The organism is Acinetobacter sp. USHLN143, from assembly GCF_037145695.1.
GTDB classification, from domain to species: domain Bacteria; phylum Pseudomonadota; class Gammaproteobacteria; order Pseudomonadales; family Moraxellaceae; genus Acinetobacter; species Acinetobacter fasciculus.
On the sequence record NZ_JBBCWZ010000068.1, the window covers coordinates 1 to 15705 of the forward strand.

Consider the following 15705-nt stretch of genomic DNA (forward strand, 5'->3'; position numbering starts at 1 on the left):
CGAGGTACACCAACCAAGCGCTGGAATTCAGAATCTGAAAAACGATTTAATTTCTGATATTTCATGAAATCTATATTGAGGCAGTTTTTACTTTCGCAAGAGGTCTAATATTTTATAAATTCTTTAATTAAAATAATATTATCCCGATAAAAGGTAATTTATATCTTGTCACCAAATGTAAAATTATCAATTAAAAAGACTATCTTTATTAAAAAAATAGTCTTTCAATCAATAGGAAAGATAAAACTTAACTTTATTTTTTTAGATTGCCAGCATGTAAGCCACATTCTTTATGGGTAGCTTCTTCCCACCACCAGCGGCCTTCGCGTTCATGCTGATTTGGCAGCACAGGGCGAGTACAAGGTTCACAGCCGATAGAAACAAAACCTTTTTCATGCAAGGCATTATAAGGGACTTCCATCATACGGATATAACTCCAGACATCCGCACTGGACCAGTTGGCAAGAGGATTGTACTTGATCAACTGTTTTCCCGGACCGGAAAAACCTAGATCTGCCTGAACCACTGGAATTTCATTGCGTGTACCCGGACTTTGGTCTTTGCGCTGACCGGTAATCCAGCCGTCCAGCGTGGCCAGTTTTTTACGTAGCGGTTGAACTTTGCGTATACCGCAACATTCCTGATGGCCATCTTCAAAGAAACTGAATAAACCTTTGGCGGTCACTAAATTTTGTACCGCATCCGTTTCAGGGAAGCAGATTTCGATATCAATATTATAGTGCTGACGAACCTTTTCAATAAATTGATAAGTCTCAGCATGCAGACGCCCTGTATCCAGGCTAAATACCCGGAAAGGTTTACCTAAATTGGATGCCATATCAATCAGTACGACATCTTCTGCACCGGAAAATGAAATGGCAATTTCGCCTTCCTGGTCGAGAGCAAGCGCTAAAATTTCACTTGGTGATTTATCTGCATATTCAGATGCGAGCGCATCTACCATAGCAATAGTGGGGATTTTGGTCATATGAGTCCTGGCGACATAGGCTTGGAAATGACGTGGCCTATATGAATTTATTTCAGATTTATTCTATTTTAATAGAAATGCCCAAAGCTACTTATCACTAAAAAATAAATACTTATGAAAAAAACAGATTTAAAAAAGAACAGTGCAAAATCTTTTTCTTCAGCTATGATAGGGCAAAATTTTTTCAATACAACTGAGGGGATGCTTCATGGAAGTCGTATGTCTAGATCTAGAGGGCGTTTTGGTTCCAGAAATCTGGATCAATTTTGCTAAAAAAACAGGTATTAAAGAGCTCGAAGCAACGACACGTGATATTCCTGACTATGATGTGTTGATGACCCAGCGTTTGAATATTTTAAAACAGCATGGTTTGGGTCTAAATGATATCCAGGCTGTGATTGCGGATATGGGGCCATTTGAAGGCGCCAAGGAATTTGTAGAATGGGTAAGTACTCATTTTCAGCTGATTATTCTGTCTGACACTTTCTATGAATTTGCTCATCCTTTAATGAAGCAACTAGGCTGGCCAACGATTTTCTGTCATAAGCTGGAAACTGATGAAGAGGGCATGATCACTGCTTATAAACTTCGCCAGCCAGATCAGAAGCGTCAGGCAGTGAAAGCATTACACGGTCTGAATTTCCGTGTGATTGCAGCCGGTGATTCATATAACGATACCACAATGCTGGGTGAAGCAGATCATGGCTTCCTGTTCGACGCACCAGAGAATGTGATTGCAGAATTCCCGCAATTCCCGCCAATTTATGGTTATGACGCATTGAAAGAAGCAATCCGTAATGCATCGGTACGTAATATTCCAGCTTAATTTTTAAGTTTGAAATTAAAAAAAGGCACCAAAGGGTGCCTTTTTTTATTAGAGTAAAACTCTTTATTGCTTAGAAACGGTAGCCGATTTTTAGGCCATAACCCATGGCATGGTTGTCTTCAAAATCACCTACAATAGTACCGCCAGTTTGTGCTTGGGCATCGCCTAACCAGAAATATTTTACGCCAGCCTGAATAAAGTAATTCTCAGCAGGGCTATATTGAGCACCTAAGCCTACATTCCAGTAACCTTCAGTTGGACCTAAAGTCGTTACAGGGTTGCCTGCACCTGAGTCATAACCTACAGAAGCTGAACCTGACCATTTATTATTGAATTTGCGACCTACACCGACTGTTGCTGACCATTGATCATTAGAGTAATCGATCAGATTTTGTGCTTTTCCTTTTGCCAAGGCTGAAGCTTGAGCGAGTAAAGATGGTGTTACAGCAAATTGATCCCAATGAACCCAACGAAGATTTGCAAAAGCAATAGTATTTTGAGCGACACCTGATTGCAGATCAATATTTACCGACTGAGGTGTAACCGCCTCTACAGTACTTTCTCTTTCACCTAAAGTCGCCAATAATGGTTTTGCTGGACTTAAAGGATGACCTGCATCAGGAAGTTGTTGTCCTAAAAGAGCTAAATCAGACTGTTCAGAAGATTTTGCTTTATGCTTAATTTCTGAACGATAGGTAACAGAAGCTTTTAATGCAATTTCAGGAATTTGATAAGCAAATCCAGCAAGCCATCCAAAGGCTTCTTCTTGTTTAAGCTGAATGTTATAGCCACTTAATAAAGAATAAGCACCCCCCCGTAATTTAATATCAGCCTCAACAGTTTGCCACACTGGACCAGCATAGAAATTCCAGTTTTCTGTAGGTTGATAACCAATGAGGGCAGTTAAATTATGTGTGTCAACATCAACTGATGTACCTTCTACACCATTACCAAAAGAACCAGCAGTTTCAGCGTATGTTGCATCTGCTCCAAAAGGTTGATCATAGATCAAGCCTAAAGAAATTTTGTCTGTTGCTTGAACTTTAATTGCAGCAGAGGGGAAATAGTAATCTTCCCCCATGTCGTTAATTTTTTCACCTTCAAAAGCAGATACTTTAGATGTCCCTTTCACAGTTGGATCAAGAACAGAAATTCCTGCTTCTGCATAGTTACCAGGTTGTAAAAAAGCCTGAATAGACTGGCCTGAACGGTCTAAACCGGCAGCGAACACGAGAGAAGTAGGCAGGCTAGAAAGAAGAATAGCGATAGAGATTGGCTTAAGCTTCATGGCTCATCCTTGACAATGTTGCATAAATATTAATAAAAGTTGTGGAAAAGTAACACAAATTTAAAAAGAGTAAATGCTCCACTTCGTCCAAGAAATTAACTATGGCGGTTATAAAAAATGATTGCTTAGAGTATTTATACTATATTTTTTTGATTAACTTAATGAAAATAAACAAATAATAATTTTTATCAAAATATATTAAAAACAAAATTTAGGCAAAATTTGATTGGTGATAAAAGCATCGAATAGTATACGGGTGTATAAAAATATAAATGAGACAATAAAAACCACCCGAAGGTGGTTTTTATTAACTAACAGGAATTAGAAGCGATAGCCCATTTTTAAGCCATAACCTAAAGCATGGTTATCTTCAAATTGTGCCACAGAGTTTCCTGTACCAAACATTGATGCAGGTTGAGCTTTAGCATCACCTAACCAGAAGTACTTCACACCACCAGCGATAAAGTAGTTTGCAGCAGGTGAGAATTGTAGACCTAGGCCAACGTTCCAGTAACCTTCAGTTGGACCTAAAGTTGAAACAGGGTTGCCTGCACCTGAATCCCAACCTACAGAGACATTACCTGCCCATTTTTCATTAAATTTACGGCCTACACCTACAGTAGCTGACCATTGATCATCTGTATAACCCACTAAGTCAAAACCATTTGGATTATCTGGGGTTAAGCCTGCGGCACCTAAAGCTTCTGAAACTGTACCAAACTGTTCAGGACGAATTGAAAAATCTTCCCAGTTTACCCAGCGCACATTAGCAAAAGCGACTGTGTCAGCCATGATACCAGTTTGGAAATCAAGGTTTACAGATTGTGGAGTTGTAATTTTGGTAGTAGTGTTTTCGTTATATACCGCACCTGGTCCAGGAACTAAACCAGTTAAAATTAAGCTTGTACCATATTCATTCGTTGCTGCTTCGTGATCAATTTCAGAGCGATACGTTAAAGATGCTTTTAATGCGATTTCAGGAATTTGGTAAGCTAAACCTGCAATCCAGCCTACTGCAGAATCTTTCTTCATATCTGCATTATATTGGCCTAATGCAATAGTAGAACCGTATGCGGTACCACGTAGTTGAACATTCCCTTTAACGGTCTGGTATACCGCACCACCATATAGATTCCAGTTTTCAGTTGGTTGGAAACCTAATAGGAACGTTAAATTTTCGGTTGTAACTTCTACTTCAGTTGCTTCTTGGCCATCATGCAATAAGCCCTGTCCAGCAAATAATGCAGCTGGAAGCCCCAAGCCTGCTAATGCTGGGTTTGCTCCAGCATCACCAACTGAATAGGCTGCATCAGCACCAAAAGGTTGATCGTATAAAAGACCCACTGATAATTTATCAGCTACTTGAAACTTTAATGCTGCACTTGGGAAGTAATAATCTTCGCCCATGTCTGATAGAGAGGTATTCTCAAGACCAGCTAAAGCTGCAGGAATAGCAGCGTTAGGTGTATAACCTGCATTAGCTTTACCAGATACAGATGGATCTAAAACAGAAATACCTGCTTCAAAATAATTACCTGGTTGCAGGAAGGCCGCCATTGATTGGCCTGAACGATCTAGAGCTGCTGCAAAAGCACCCGTCATTGGTACAGTTGCAAGAATCATTGCAGTAGTTAATGTTTTTAATTTCATTTACGTCTTTCCTTGAGGTACAAATTTATATCTAGCGTTGTTGTTTGCACTTATTAAATTCTTGGAGATTTCGGGTATTTATCCGCAATCATTTGTTACTCCATGTGACAAAAATAGCACAATTAAAATAAGAGTAAATGCTCTAGAAAAAACTAATTAGTCTAAAAAAGCATCAAAATAGAGTTTTTACACCAAAAAATAGCCTCATTTTGAAATAAGTATTTGAAAGTAAAAGAAATAAAATAATGAAGAAAAAATGATTTTTTGTATAAAAAATATTCTAAAAATATGAAGATTAATGCTAATTTTTTGAAGTATAGATCACATTTTGAAAGGATGGTGCGCCCTGCGGGACTCGAACCCACGTCGGTCGCTTAGGAGGCAACTGCTCTATCCAGTTAAGCTAAGGGCGCGAAAAGAAGGCTATTGTACTGTAAAAAATACAAAAAAAAGTTATTGCCGAAGCAATAACTTTTAAGGACTCATAGCTACAGGAGTTGTCTAGGTATTTTTAGGCTTAAGTAACTTAAACAAACCTAACATGACTACGATCCAGATCGGCAGCATGTATACTGATTCTTGGAATCCTTGCGTCCACATGATGTAAAGAATCGTGAGAATAAAACCAAGAACCAAAATATTACCCGCCGGAGACCACAGCGCAGGGAAGGAAGTCTTCTGTCCTAACTTTTTCATGCTTTGAATAAACTTGAGATGGGTTAGGGTAATCATAGCCCAGTTCAATACCAATGCACCGACTACGATATAAATCAGATGGCTTAAGGCATCTTCAGGCACGAAATAGTTGAGTAGCACACAGCCAAAAATCAGCGCGGCAGAGAACAATACAGCAGGAATTGGCGTACCTTGCTTATTCACTTTCATGAAGACTTTAGGTGCATTTCCTTGCTGAGCCAGACCATAGAGCATACGGCTGTTGGCGTACATGCCACTGTTATACACAGACAATGCTGCTGTCAGGATAATAAAGTTCAGTAAGTGTGCTGCCCAGTCAATGCCAAGCTGGCTGAAAATCATCACGAACGGACTTTTGTCCAGACCACCAAGTTCAAGCTGATTCCAAGGCACGAGTGACAACAGAATCGTCAAAGCACCGACATAGAAAATCAGAATACGGAAAACCACCTGATTAATGGCTTTCGGAATGGTTTTTTCCGGATTTTCAGCTTCTGCAGCCGCCATGCCGATCAGTTCAATACCACCGAAGGCAAACATCAGGAAGGCCAGCATGTAGAACAGACCTTCAAAACCATTCGGGAAGAAACCGCCCGCGGTCCAAAGATTGCTAAAAGATGCGCCTGAAGAAGCATCAGCAGTCAGGATCAGATACAGGCCAAAGACAATCATCGAGATGACCGCAGTCACTTTAATGATGGAAAGCCAGAATTCCGATTCACCGTAGAATTTCACATTGCCGAGGTTGACCAGTGTAATCACGATAAAGAAAAACAGTACCGATGCCCAAGCTGGAATATGCGGCCACCAGTAATTGATATATTTCGCAACCGCAGTAAGTTCGGTCATGGCTACCAGGATATACAGAATCCAGTAGTTCCAACCCGCAAGGAAACCGGGAAATTTTCCCCAGTATTTATAAGCAAAATGGCTGAATGAACCTGCGACAGGTTCATGAACAATCATCTCACCCAATTGACGCATGATTAAAAATGCAATCAGGCCCCCAATGGCATAGCCTAAAATAATAGAAGGACCCGCAGATTGGATCACCTGTGCGGAACCTAAGAATAAGCCTGTGCCAATTGCACCGCCCATGGCGATCAACTGAATATGACGGTTCTTTAAGCCACGCTGAAGTTGTGAAGACTCGTTATTCAAAGTGTTCAGCCCGACAATGGAAAATGATAAGTGGCTGATTGTAATTGATCAGACTAAAGAAGCCTAGTCCATCCTAAGAATGAAATATTGTTGGAGGAATGATAAAAAATATTCATATAAATAATTGAAATAAAATATAAATGAATCAATATATTGATTTTATTGAAACTGTTACTGACGAGTTCTCTATTTTCTTGGATAAAATACAAATGCCGTTTTTTTATACTAAGGTCTGGCAGTCAAGCAGTTCTGCTTTCAACATACTATACTTTGAATATAAATATTGAATAACTCGTACGAAAACAAAGACAAGTCAAAGGATGAAATAATTCATGAGTTTTGCCGCCCAAATCAAGATTCCTGCAACCTATATGCGTGGAGGCACCAGTAAAGGTGTTTTCTTTAAGCTGGATGACCTGCCTGTAGAAGCACAACAGCCTGGCCGGATTCGTGACCAGCTTTTGCTACGCGTGATTGGTAGCCCAGATCCATATGGGAAACAGATCGACGGTATGGGTGGTGCCAGTTCCAGTACTAGTAAAACGGTCATTCTGTCAAAAAGCCTGCACGCTGATCATGATGTCGATTATTTATTTGGTCAGGTGTCAATTGACCGTCCTTTTGTAGACTGGAGCGGTAACTGCGGCAATCTGACCGCGGCAGTGGGAGCATTTGCCATTTCCAATGGTCTGGTCGATGCCGAACGTATTCCTGAAAATGGGTTATGCACGGTACGGATCTGGCAGGCCAATATCCAGAAAGCCATTATCGCGCATGTGCCGATGCAAAATGGACAGGTGCAGGAGCTGGGTGATTTCGTACTGGATGGCGTAACCTTTCCTGCAGCGGAAGTGCAGATCGAGTTTCTGGATCCAGCCGATGATGATGCAGAAGGCGGTTCCATGTTTCCGACAGGCAATCTGGTCGATACTTTGGAAGTGCCAAATATTGGCAGCTTTGAAGTGACCATGATTAATGCCGGTATTCCCACGGTATTTTTAAATGCGGGGGATCTAGGCTATAAGGGCACCGAGCTTCAGGATCATATCAATAATGATGTGGCAGCCCTGACAAAGTTCGAAACGATTCGTGCCTATGCAGCCAAACAGATGGGACTGATTCAGGATATTGCAGAAGCCGTAACCCGACAACACACGCCAAAAATTGCCTTTGTTGCACCACCGAGTAGCTATACTTCTTCAAGTGGCAAAACTGTCACTGAATCAGATACCGATATTCTGGTTCGGGCCTTGTCTATGGGTAAATTACATCACGCCATGATGGGCACGGCTGCGGTGGCCATTGGTACGGCAGCTGCTATTCCCGGAACATTGGTGAACCGGGTCGCAGGTGGGGTAGAGCGTGAAGCGGTGCGTTTCGGTCATCCTTCCGGGACTTTGAGAGTGGGTGCACAAGCAAGTTTTGAAAATGGTGAGTGGAAAGTGAAGAAAGCGATTATGAGTCGTAGTGCCCGCGTGTTGATGGAAGGCTGGGTGCGCGTACCAGAAGATGTTCTTGTTTAATTGCCTTGCGTGCATTTAGCCTGAATAAAACCACCGTTAATGCGGTGGTTTTTTATTGTTTAAAATCTATGACTTGCTTATTTGATGTTGAATAGCAAATTTCAGCAGAACAATTCGATTTATGGCTGAAAATTCAATGCATTTCTAGGTACAATGCCTGATCAGCGTACAGGCATTTATTCGCTTGTCATTTTATTTTTCTGGACTACGTATTCGAGGCGAATGTGTCATCTATCACTGACGTATCAACCCATGCACTCACTCAAGCACAACACCGCATTCAACAGGATTTACTGACCGCTCTGGAAGCCTTTGCCATTCCGGAACCTTTAAGGTCGGCAGTCCATCATGCTGTGATGCTTGGCGGTAAACGAGTACGTCCAGCGCTATGCTATGCCACCGCCGCATTAAAACCCAACCAGAATAGTGCTGCAGTGCGCCGTGCAGCGGTTGCGATCGAGTTTATTCACTGCTATTCACTGGCCCATGATGATCTGCCGTGTATGGACAATGATTTACTGCGCCGTGGCCAGCCGACCTGTCATGTGGCTTATGGGGAAGATACAGCGTTGCTGGCAGGTGATATCCTGCAGTCTATGGCTTTTGAAATTCTGGGTAGCCGTCTGTTTGATCAGGGGCCAGCGGTAGAAGCTTCTATTGTACTGAAACAGATGCAGATTCTGGCAACCGCTTCTTCGAAAATGGTGAATGGTCAGGTTTTAGACCTGCAGTCAGAAGGCAAAAAAATCGATCAGCAAGCATTGGAAACCATCCATCGCAATAAAACTGGTGCTTTGATTAGTGCCGCGATCATGATGGCGGCGGTGACTATTTTTGAGGGTACCGATCTGGCCATTCCTAAATTACGTGAGTTTGGACAGGCGATTGGTCTGGCCTTCCAGGTACAGGATGATATTCTGGATATTATTTCCGATACCGAAGTGTTGGGGAAAACAGCCGGCAAAGATGAACAGGTAGAGAAATCGACCTATCCGGCATTGATGGGTCTGGAGCAGGCCCAAGCGTATGCACAGCAGTTACATGATCAAGCCTTAACGGCACTTGCCCATTTTGAAGGTCAGGCGGAAGAGTTGATGCAAATTACCCAGTTTCTGCTCACGCGTAAAAGCTGATTGAAAAATTATTTTTCTAAAAAAGTTTAAAGTAACTGCATAAAAAAAGAGGACTTGAAGTCCTCTTTTTAGTTGATACAGAATTATTTGCTTTCGTTATACAGGCGTTCAGCTTCTTCAAAGCGGTCGGTAATTTCTTCTGTTGGCGCTTTACCCATCAGGCTTACTACCACAATCGCCAGCATTGAACAGATAAAGCCAGGAACGATTTCATACAGGCCAGTGTCTGCAAACAGGTTCTTCCAGAAAATAACCACGACTGCACCCACGATCATTCCCACCAAGGCACCATTCAAGGTCATGCGTTTCCAGAACAATGACAGGATAATCAGCGGGCCAAAAGCGGCACCAAAACCTGCCCAGGCATAAGCCACCAGACCCAGAACTTTAGATTCAGGATTACCCGCCATCCAGATCGCCAGCAAGGCAATCAGCAGTACCATCAAACGGCCAACCCAGACCAGTTCTTTTTGCGAGGCATTTTTACGCAGGAAAGATTTATAGAAGTCTTCTGTCAAGGTGCTTGAACAGACCAATAACTGACAGCTTAAAGTACTCATTACTGCCGCCAGAATCGCCGCCAGAACTACACCTGCAATCCATGGGTTAAACAGGATTTTGGTCAGTTCCATAAATACGGTTTCAGGATTGGCATTCACCACGCTTGCCAGTTCTGGATGCTGCTCGAAATAAGCAATACCGAAGAAGCCGGCTGCGACTGCACCGCCCAGACACAGAATCATCCAGGTCATGCCAATACGACGTGCATTTGGAATGGATTTGACTGAATCTGCAGCCATGAAGCGCACCAGAATATGCGGCTGGCCAAAGTAACCCAGACCCCAGGCAAGCAGAGAAATAATCGCAACAAGGCTGAGATCACCCAGAATATTCATTGCTTGAGGACGAGCAGCCTCCAGTGCCAAAGTCACCTGGGACATATCCGAGAACGCCATTAACGTTACGATTGGCGTCAGCAACAGGGCAAAGATCATCAGCCCCGCCTGAATGGTATCGGTCCAGCTCACAGCCAGGAAACCACCAATAAATACATAGCTGATGGTGGCAATGGCACTGATCCAGAGCGCGGTGCTGTAAGACATGTCAAACATGCTCTCGAACAGACGCGCACCTGCAACCATGCCGGAAGCACAGTAAATCGCAAAGAAAATCAGAATCACGAAAGCCGAAACAATACGCAGGATTTTCTTCTGGTCGTTAAAACGATTCGAGAAATAATCCGGCAGGGTCAGGGCATTGTGCTGGACTTCGGTATGTACGCGTAAACGGCCAGCAACCAGCAACCAGTTGAGCCAGGCACCAATAATCAGGCCGATGGCAATCCACATCTCAGACAGACCGGAAAGATAAATCGCACCGGGTAGCCCCATCAGGAGCCAGCCACTCATGTCGGAAGCCCCTGCAGAAAGTGCAGTTACGAAACTCCCTAAACGTCGGCCCCCTAAGATGTAATCGGAAAAGTTGCTTGTCGCGCGATAAGCCATTAGGCCGATCACCACCATTGCGACAATATAGAAAAGAAAAGTAATTAAGGTTGGATTTAGGGAGCTCATACGGTATCCATTTTTAAGTTGGACAGTAGATCGAAACAAGGAATAAGACAGCTGCGAAAAGCTTTAATCCGAAAGCCAAGCAACATCAAATCCAGTAGATTTCAAAAATAAACGCGAAATTTAACCATAAATTCACAATCTTTGCTGAGATTTTCTTGCGTCAATAAAAATAGGCAACCCTCGGGCTGCCTATATATAAAGTCAAAAGATAAATTAGTTAGGTCGGCCCATGACACCACGGATCGTATTTAATACATCGGCAGGAAGGACCACAGTCTTGGCATTTGGCGACTTGGCCATATCCTGCATGGCTTTAATATACTGTTCACCCAGTAAATAGGCGACCGGAATTTCATTATCACCAATGGCGGAAGTCACCATGTCGATTGCACGTTGTGAAGATTCAGCCAGTACCACTTGCGCTTCAGCATCACGACGAGAGGCTTCCAGACGGCCGTCCGCTTCCAGAATCGCGGCCTGTTTTTCACCATCAGCTTTGGTGACTGTCGCACGACGCTGACGTTCAGCTGCTGCCTGTTCTTCCATTGCAGTCTGCATGGTAATAGAAGGTTTAATATCCTGAATTTCTACAGTTTTCAAGGTAATACCCCAGTCCGAGATATCATCGGAAATACTGGATTTCAAACGTGCCTTGATATGGTCACGTGAAGATAGCGCATCATCCAGATCCATTTCACCGACAATCGAACGCAGTGAGGTTTGTACTAGGTTCTGAATCGCCCAGGAATAGTTTTCAATCCCGTACACGGCTTTTTCTGGTGTGGTCAGATTAATATAAGCCACGGCATTCATCAGCAGGACCGCGTTATCACGGGTAATCACTTCCTGTGAGGGAATATCCAGAACGATATCTTTGGTTGTGACTTTATAGGCAACTTCATCCACATAAGGAATAACAAAATTCAGGCCTGGATTCAGCGTAGTATGGTATTTACCCAGACGCTGTACAATCCATTTGTAGCCTTGCGGCACAATCCGCACACCTTTAAAAATGGTAATCGCAACAAAGGCCAGAAACGCGATAACAATGATAGAACCACCAGACATAGCTTATTCACCTTATTGATTTTGATAATTCGTGCTGTGAGGTTGTACGACCAGGTCATTACCCAGAATATCCACGACGCGAACGCGGTCTCCGACTTGAACGGGGTCCAGAGTTCGGCATTCCCATTCATCCGAACCTAAAACTGGCATCGGAAAGCGCACCCGGATTTGCCCATGATCCAGATTGATCTGAATCACCATGCCCACTTGACCAATGGTCGCCTCACGCGACAGACCGGCTTTGGTCTTGTCAATGGAAAGCGGTTTGATAAACTTGAACCAGAGCAGCGTACACAGTACAGAAAGTATGATCCAGGTCAGGAGCTGGGTCGTCAGTCCCATCATCGGGAACATCCAGTACAGGACGCCAACCATGATGGCACCGATCCCGAACCACAGGGCAGCAAATGCGGGCACCAGTAATTCAGACAGAATCAGAAGAATGCCTAATACAAACCAGTGCCAAGGTTCAAGAACTAATTCCATATCGTGACCTATATCGCTAAGTATTTAATTAATCATCATCTTTATATGATTGATCTTCAATGTAGCAGATGCGGCCGCAGATGAATATAAAAAATTCATGCATCAAAATTTTGCCGGACGTGGCGGTTTAAATGCCGCGGGAGACTGCTTGAAGTTGCTAATGGCTTTTTCAATAGTACGGATTTTCAGCTGAGCAGCCTTTTCACCTTCCAGAATGGTCGCATTACTGGCTTTCAGGTCTAAAGTACCAATATGGCCGACTTTGGGCTGGATCACCACATTGGCCTGACTCAGTTCCTCATGAATGCTTTGCTGTCCCATAATATTCAGGGTCTGATCTAGTACGCCCCACATATTTAGAGCCTTATTACCATCCGGACGGGCAGAAATATCCACGGCAATCACAATGTCTGCTCCCATATCTTTGGCGGTCTTGACCGGAATCGGACTGACCAGACCGCCATCGACATATTTGCTTCCACCAATCACTGCAGGCACAAACACATTCGGAATACTGCAGGACGCTCGGACCGCCTGTCCGGCATTGCCTTTAATAAAGTCAGCTTTACGGCCATTGTCCAGACGAGTGGCAACAGCAGCAAAGCGAATCGGGAATTGTTCAATTGGTTTGTTCGCCACATTCTTATTGACGAAATCCTGCAATTTTTGTCCGGCAATAATCCCTTGCCGGTTCAAGGTTAAATCGCGGATATCAGATTCTTTAAAATTCAGGGCAATCTGATGTAACTGATAAGGCGATTTGCCACTGGCATACAGGCTACCGACAAAACTACCGGCACTGGTACCGGTGACGATTTTCGGTTTGATGCCGTGTGATTCGAGCACTTTAATGACGCCAATATGGGCAAAACCTTTGGCACCGCCACCACCGAGGGCAATGGCGACGACAGGTTCACGGGCTTTTAATGGCGTGGCAGGCGTGGGTGATTTAGTGGCTTTATCACAGGCTGCAAGACTGAATCCAAGGCAGCCAATTAAGGCATAACGGGCTAATTTCATTATAAAAACTGGTGATTAAATCAACAAGATTCAGGCTATCACATCAAAAAAAGCCATATTTGCCTAGTCTTTTTTCAAAAGCTTTTGTAACGGCTTGGCCACCCAGTCCGGATTTTTGGCCGAGAATTTACCTTCATAATGCTTATAAATCTGTTCTAGGTCGTATTCATAATCACCGGTCAGATGGTACACGCCCAGGATATGAATGGTCTTGATATCATAATCAAAGGAAAACATCACAATCGGCAAATGAGCTGCCTTGGCAATATGATAAAAACCGCTACGAATTTTATCCGGTGCCTTACGTGAACCTTCCGGTGCCATACCGACCCAGATCTGCTGCGATTTTTCAATAATGTCTACAATCTGTCGGGTATGGCCTTGTGGACTATCTCGGACGACAGGAACCACACCAATCCATTCCAGAACCGGTTTTAGCGGTGTACGAAACAGGCTGTCTTTACCAAAAATCGTAATCTGAATACCGAGACCAAGCAGGGCATTAAAACCCAGCCATGCATCAATATTGGAGGTATGGGGAGAGATAATCGCCACAGCTTTAGCTAAGTCTGGAAATTTGCCTTCCAAACGCCAGCCCTGTGCCAAGAAAAGCTGCCTGAAAAAAGTCCGGCTCAGCTTGCTGCCGCGGGCTGGTACATGCGGCGGGAGTTGGGGGAAACGTGTCTGGGCCATTGCTTATGTCTCTTCCTGAAACGAATTTTTCTTTATTTTTGATCATATTAGACTTTTGTAAAATCCGGATCATTGGCAAAATGTATAGCATCTTAAATGCTGGTGATGCATTTTCAACTGAAGGACTTGGCCTAAATATGCGGAATACCTATATCTTACTGTTTTCGCTGTATTGGGCACAGGGGCTTCCGGTCGGATTTATGACGCATGCCTTGCCGGTCATTTTACGGGCTGAAGGGGTATCACTGGCGCATATCGGGGGCTTTGGCCTGTTAATGCTGCCTTGGTCGATTAAAATATTCTGGGCACCTTGGGTCGATCGTTATGGGAAGAAATCCCAAGGCCATTACCGTAGCTGGATTATTCCCTTGCAATGGCTGTCAGTTGCTGTATTGATTGGGCTCTCGTTTCTACCGATTCAGGCCTTGAATCAGCCGCTGTATTTACTGCTGTTTTTTATCACGCTTTTGCTAATGAATGGGATCGGGGCCACGCAGGATATTGCGACTGATGCACTGGCGGTCAATATTCTGAAAAATGAACAGCAACATTGGGGTAATACCTTTCAGGTCATCGGTTCACGACTGGGATTCATTGTCGGAGGTGGGGCTATATTATGGTTGCTCGATCTACTGCAATGGCAAGCCACCTTTTTATTATTGGCGGCTCTGGTCTTTCTTAATACTTTACCCATTTTATTTTTTAGAGAACCTCAGCATTCAAAAATTATCACGCCAACTGATAAAGGACCTGCATTCAGCAATATAAAAACCTATTTTCAATACTTCTGGTCAGATTTAAGCTTGGCGAGGTGGCTTCTGGTTTTACTGACCTTTAAAATCGCCGATGGTTTATCCGGGCCTTTATTAAAACCTTTGATGGTGGATCTCGGACTGAGCTTTAGCCAGATTGGCCTTTATATCACCATGCTTGGTGCATTTGCGGCACTGATTGGAGCAGGATTGGCTGGCTGGTGTCTGAAGTACTGGTCTCGCAGCTCGAGTTTGATCATTTTCTCAATTCTAAAAATATTGAGCTTAATGGCTTATGCCTGGCTCGCTACGCAGTATGAAGCTCAAAACAAAGTACAAAACTGGATGATATATCTGGTCAATGCAGCCGAAGACATGATCTCTGCCATGCTTTTGGTGGTCATGTTGACCTTGGTCATGCAATACAGTCGCAAGCATCTGGCAGGAACAGATTTCACCTTTCAGGTGGCTTTGATGGCCACGGTAAGTGGGGGACTTTATAGCCTGAGTGGCATTTTTGGAGATGCTTTAGGCTATCAAAATTATCTGAACCTCATTGTGATTGTGGCAATTTTTAGTTTAATTCCAATTTTCCGATGGATGAAAGTTGCAGAAAAACTATAAAATTTCCAAATAATCAACTATTTGGTTAAATGTTAGCCTAAAGTACTAAATAGAATATATAAATATTAACTCTGTACACGACAAATTTCACAGAACCCTTATCCTATCAGGGTTCTGCCTTCTTAAAATTGCCAAAATTTCCTTAAACTCTTCTTTTTTCCCAAAACCAATTAAACGCTGAATCGCCATTTGAACATAGTCTAAACCATAGCGAAATAAACTC

13 protein-coding genes, 1 tRNA gene and 1 pseudogene are annotated in these 15705 nt (G+C 43.3%); 4 read left to right on the plus strand and 11 right to left on the minus strand.

Annotated elements, in window-relative coordinates:
* Window positions 1–253: 253 nt before the first annotated feature.
* Window positions 254–988: a phosphoadenylyl-sulfate reductase gene (locus WFH18_RS13980; RefSeq protein ID WP_305177479.1), complete on the minus strand. Its 735-nt coding sequence runs from the start codon at window positions 986–988 to the stop codon at window positions 254–256.
* 208 nt (window positions 989–1196) lie between these two features.
* Between WFH18_RS13980 and thrH the strand changes: the two genes are divergently transcribed.
* On the plus strand, window positions 1197–1814 hold the full coding sequence (gene thrH / locus WFH18_RS13985) for a bifunctional phosphoserine phosphatase/homoserine phosphotransferase ThrH (RefSeq protein ID WP_004783083.1): 618 nt from the start codon (window positions 1197–1199) through the stop codon (window positions 1812–1814).
* A gap of 70 nt (window positions 1815–1884) precedes the next feature.
* Here the strand turns inward: thrH and WFH18_RS13990 are convergent, their stop codons facing one another.
* From WFH18_RS13990 to WFH18_RS14005, 4 genes are all read right to left on the minus strand, one after another.
* Window positions 1885–3102, minus strand: coding sequence for an OmpP1/FadL family transporter (locus tag WFH18_RS13990; RefSeq protein WP_004783082.1), 1218 nt, complete (start codon window positions 3100–3102; stop codon window positions 1885–1887).
* A 321-nt stretch (window positions 3103–3423) separates the two neighbouring features.
* A complete protein-coding gene (locus tag WFH18_RS13995; RefSeq protein ID WP_155861849.1) occupies window positions 3424–4752 on the minus strand; it encodes an OmpP1/FadL family transporter in 1329 nt (442 codons plus the stop codon).
* A 337-nt stretch (window positions 4753–5089) separates the two neighbouring features.
* Window positions 5090–5165, minus strand: a tRNA-Arg gene (locus WFH18_RS14000).
* An 88-nt stretch (window positions 5166–5253) separates the two neighbouring features.
* Window positions 5254–6609, minus strand: a complete 1356-nt coding sequence (locus WFH18_RS14005; protein ID WP_305177478.1) for an amino acid permease — start codon at window positions 6607–6609, stop codon at window positions 5254–5256.
* Window positions 6610–6941: 332 nt separating this feature from the next.
* Between WFH18_RS14005 and prpF the strand changes: the two genes are divergently transcribed.
* Both prpF and WFH18_RS14015 read left to right on the plus strand, forming a co-directional pair.
* Window positions 6942–8132: a 2-methylaconitate cis-trans isomerase PrpF gene (gene prpF, locus WFH18_RS14010; protein WP_305177477.1), complete on the plus strand. Its 1191-nt coding sequence runs from the start codon at window positions 6942–6944 to the stop codon at window positions 8130–8132.
* Window positions 8133–8356: 224 nt separating this feature from the next.
* Window positions 8357–9265 carry a polyprenyl synthetase family protein gene (locus WFH18_RS14015; RefSeq protein WP_071852208.1) on the plus strand — a complete coding sequence of 303 codons (909 nt, stop codon included), beginning with the start codon at window positions 8357–8359 and terminating at the stop codon, window positions 9263–9265.
* Window positions 9266–9348: 83 nt separating this feature from the next.
* Here WFH18_RS14015 and putP read toward each other — a convergent pair whose 3' ends face one another.
* The 5 genes from putP to WFH18_RS14040 form a co-directional block, all read right to left on the minus strand.
* Window positions 9349–10839, minus strand: coding sequence for a sodium/proline symporter PutP (putP, locus tag WFH18_RS14020; RefSeq protein WP_305177476.1), 1491 nt, complete (start codon window positions 10837–10839; stop codon window positions 9349–9351).
* 213 nt (window positions 10840–11052) lie between these two features.
* A complete protein-coding gene (locus tag WFH18_RS14025; RefSeq protein WP_004279377.1) occupies window positions 11053–11907 on the minus strand; it encodes an SPFH domain-containing protein in 855 nt (284 codons plus the stop codon).
* Between the two features lie 12 nt (window positions 11908–11919).
* On the minus strand, window positions 11920–12393 hold the full coding sequence (locus WFH18_RS14030; RefSeq protein WP_336755089.1) for an NfeD family protein: 474 nt from the start codon (window positions 12391–12393) through the stop codon (window positions 11920–11922).
* Window positions 12394–12495: 102 nt separating this feature from the next.
* The gene (locus WFH18_RS14035) at window positions 12496–13413 is read right to left on the minus strand and encodes a patatin-like phospholipase family protein (protein ID WP_305177475.1); all 918 of its coding nucleotides are present in this window, start codon (window positions 13411–13413) and stop codon (window positions 12496–12498) included.
* 63 nt (window positions 13414–13476) lie between these two features.
* Window positions 13477–14106 carry a 1-acyl-sn-glycerol-3-phosphate acyltransferase gene (locus WFH18_RS14040; RefSeq protein WP_086044028.1) on the minus strand — a complete coding sequence of 210 codons (630 nt, stop codon included), beginning with the start codon at window positions 14104–14106 and terminating at the stop codon, window positions 13477–13479.
* A gap of 137 nt (window positions 14107–14243) precedes the next feature.
* Here WFH18_RS14040 and WFH18_RS14045 point away from each other — a divergent pair, with 137 nt between their 5' ends.
* Window positions 14244–15482 carry an MFS transporter gene (locus WFH18_RS14045; RefSeq protein WP_086044913.1) on the plus strand — a complete coding sequence of 413 codons (1239 nt, stop codon included), beginning with the start codon at window positions 14244–14246 and terminating at the stop codon, window positions 15480–15482.
* A gap of 87 nt (window positions 15483–15569) precedes the next feature.
* Here WFH18_RS14045 and WFH18_RS14050 read toward each other — a convergent pair.
* A pseudogene (locus tag WFH18_RS14050) lies at window positions 15570–15705 on the minus strand (IS4-like element ISAba33 family transposase); the annotation flags it as partial.

What these genes read in the sequence shown, in the direction of transcription:
- WFH18_RS13980 (WP_305177479.1), bottom strand. Translation starts at nt 988, where the DNA reads ATGACCAAAATCCCCACTATTGCTATGGTAGATGCGCTCGCATCTGAA.
- thrH (WP_004783083.1), top strand. Translation starts at nt 1,197, where the DNA reads ATGGAAGTCGTATGTCTAGATCTAGAGGGCGTTTTGGTTCCAGAAATC.
- WFH18_RS13990 (WP_004783082.1), bottom strand. Translation starts at nt 3,102, where the DNA reads ATGAAGCTTAAGCCAATCTCTATCGCTATTCTTCTTTCTAGCCTGCCT.
- WFH18_RS13995 (WP_155861849.1), bottom strand. Translation starts at nt 4,752, where the DNA reads ATGAAATTAAAAACATTAACTACTGCAATGATTCTTGCAACTGTACCA.
- prpF (WP_305177477.1), top strand. Translation starts at nt 6,942, where the DNA reads ATGAGTTTTGCCGCCCAAATCAAGATTCCTGCAACCTATATGCGTGGA.
- putP (WP_305177476.1), bottom strand. Translation starts at nt 10,839, where the DNA reads ATGAGCTCCCTAAATCCAACCTTAATTACTTTTCTTTTCTATATTGTC.
- WFH18_RS14025 (WP_004279377.1), bottom strand. Translation starts at nt 11,907, where the DNA reads ATGTCTGGTGGTTCTATCATTGTTATCGCGTTTCTGGCCTTTGTTGCG.
- WFH18_RS14030 (WP_336755089.1), bottom strand. Translation starts at nt 12,393, where the DNA reads ATGGAATTAGTTCTTGAACCTTGGCACTGGTTTGTATTAGGCATTCTT.
- WFH18_RS14035 (WP_305177475.1), bottom strand. Translation starts at nt 13,413, where the DNA reads ATGAAATTAGCCCGTTATGCCTTAATTGGCTGCCTTGGATTCAGTCTT.
- WFH18_RS14040 (WP_086044028.1), bottom strand. Translation starts at nt 14,106, where the DNA reads ATGGCCCAGACACGTTTCCCCCAACTCCCGCCGCATGTACCAGCCCGC.
- WFH18_RS14045 (WP_086044913.1), top strand. Translation starts at nt 14,244, where the DNA reads ATGCGGAATACCTATATCTTACTGTTTTCGCTGTATTGGGCACAGGGG.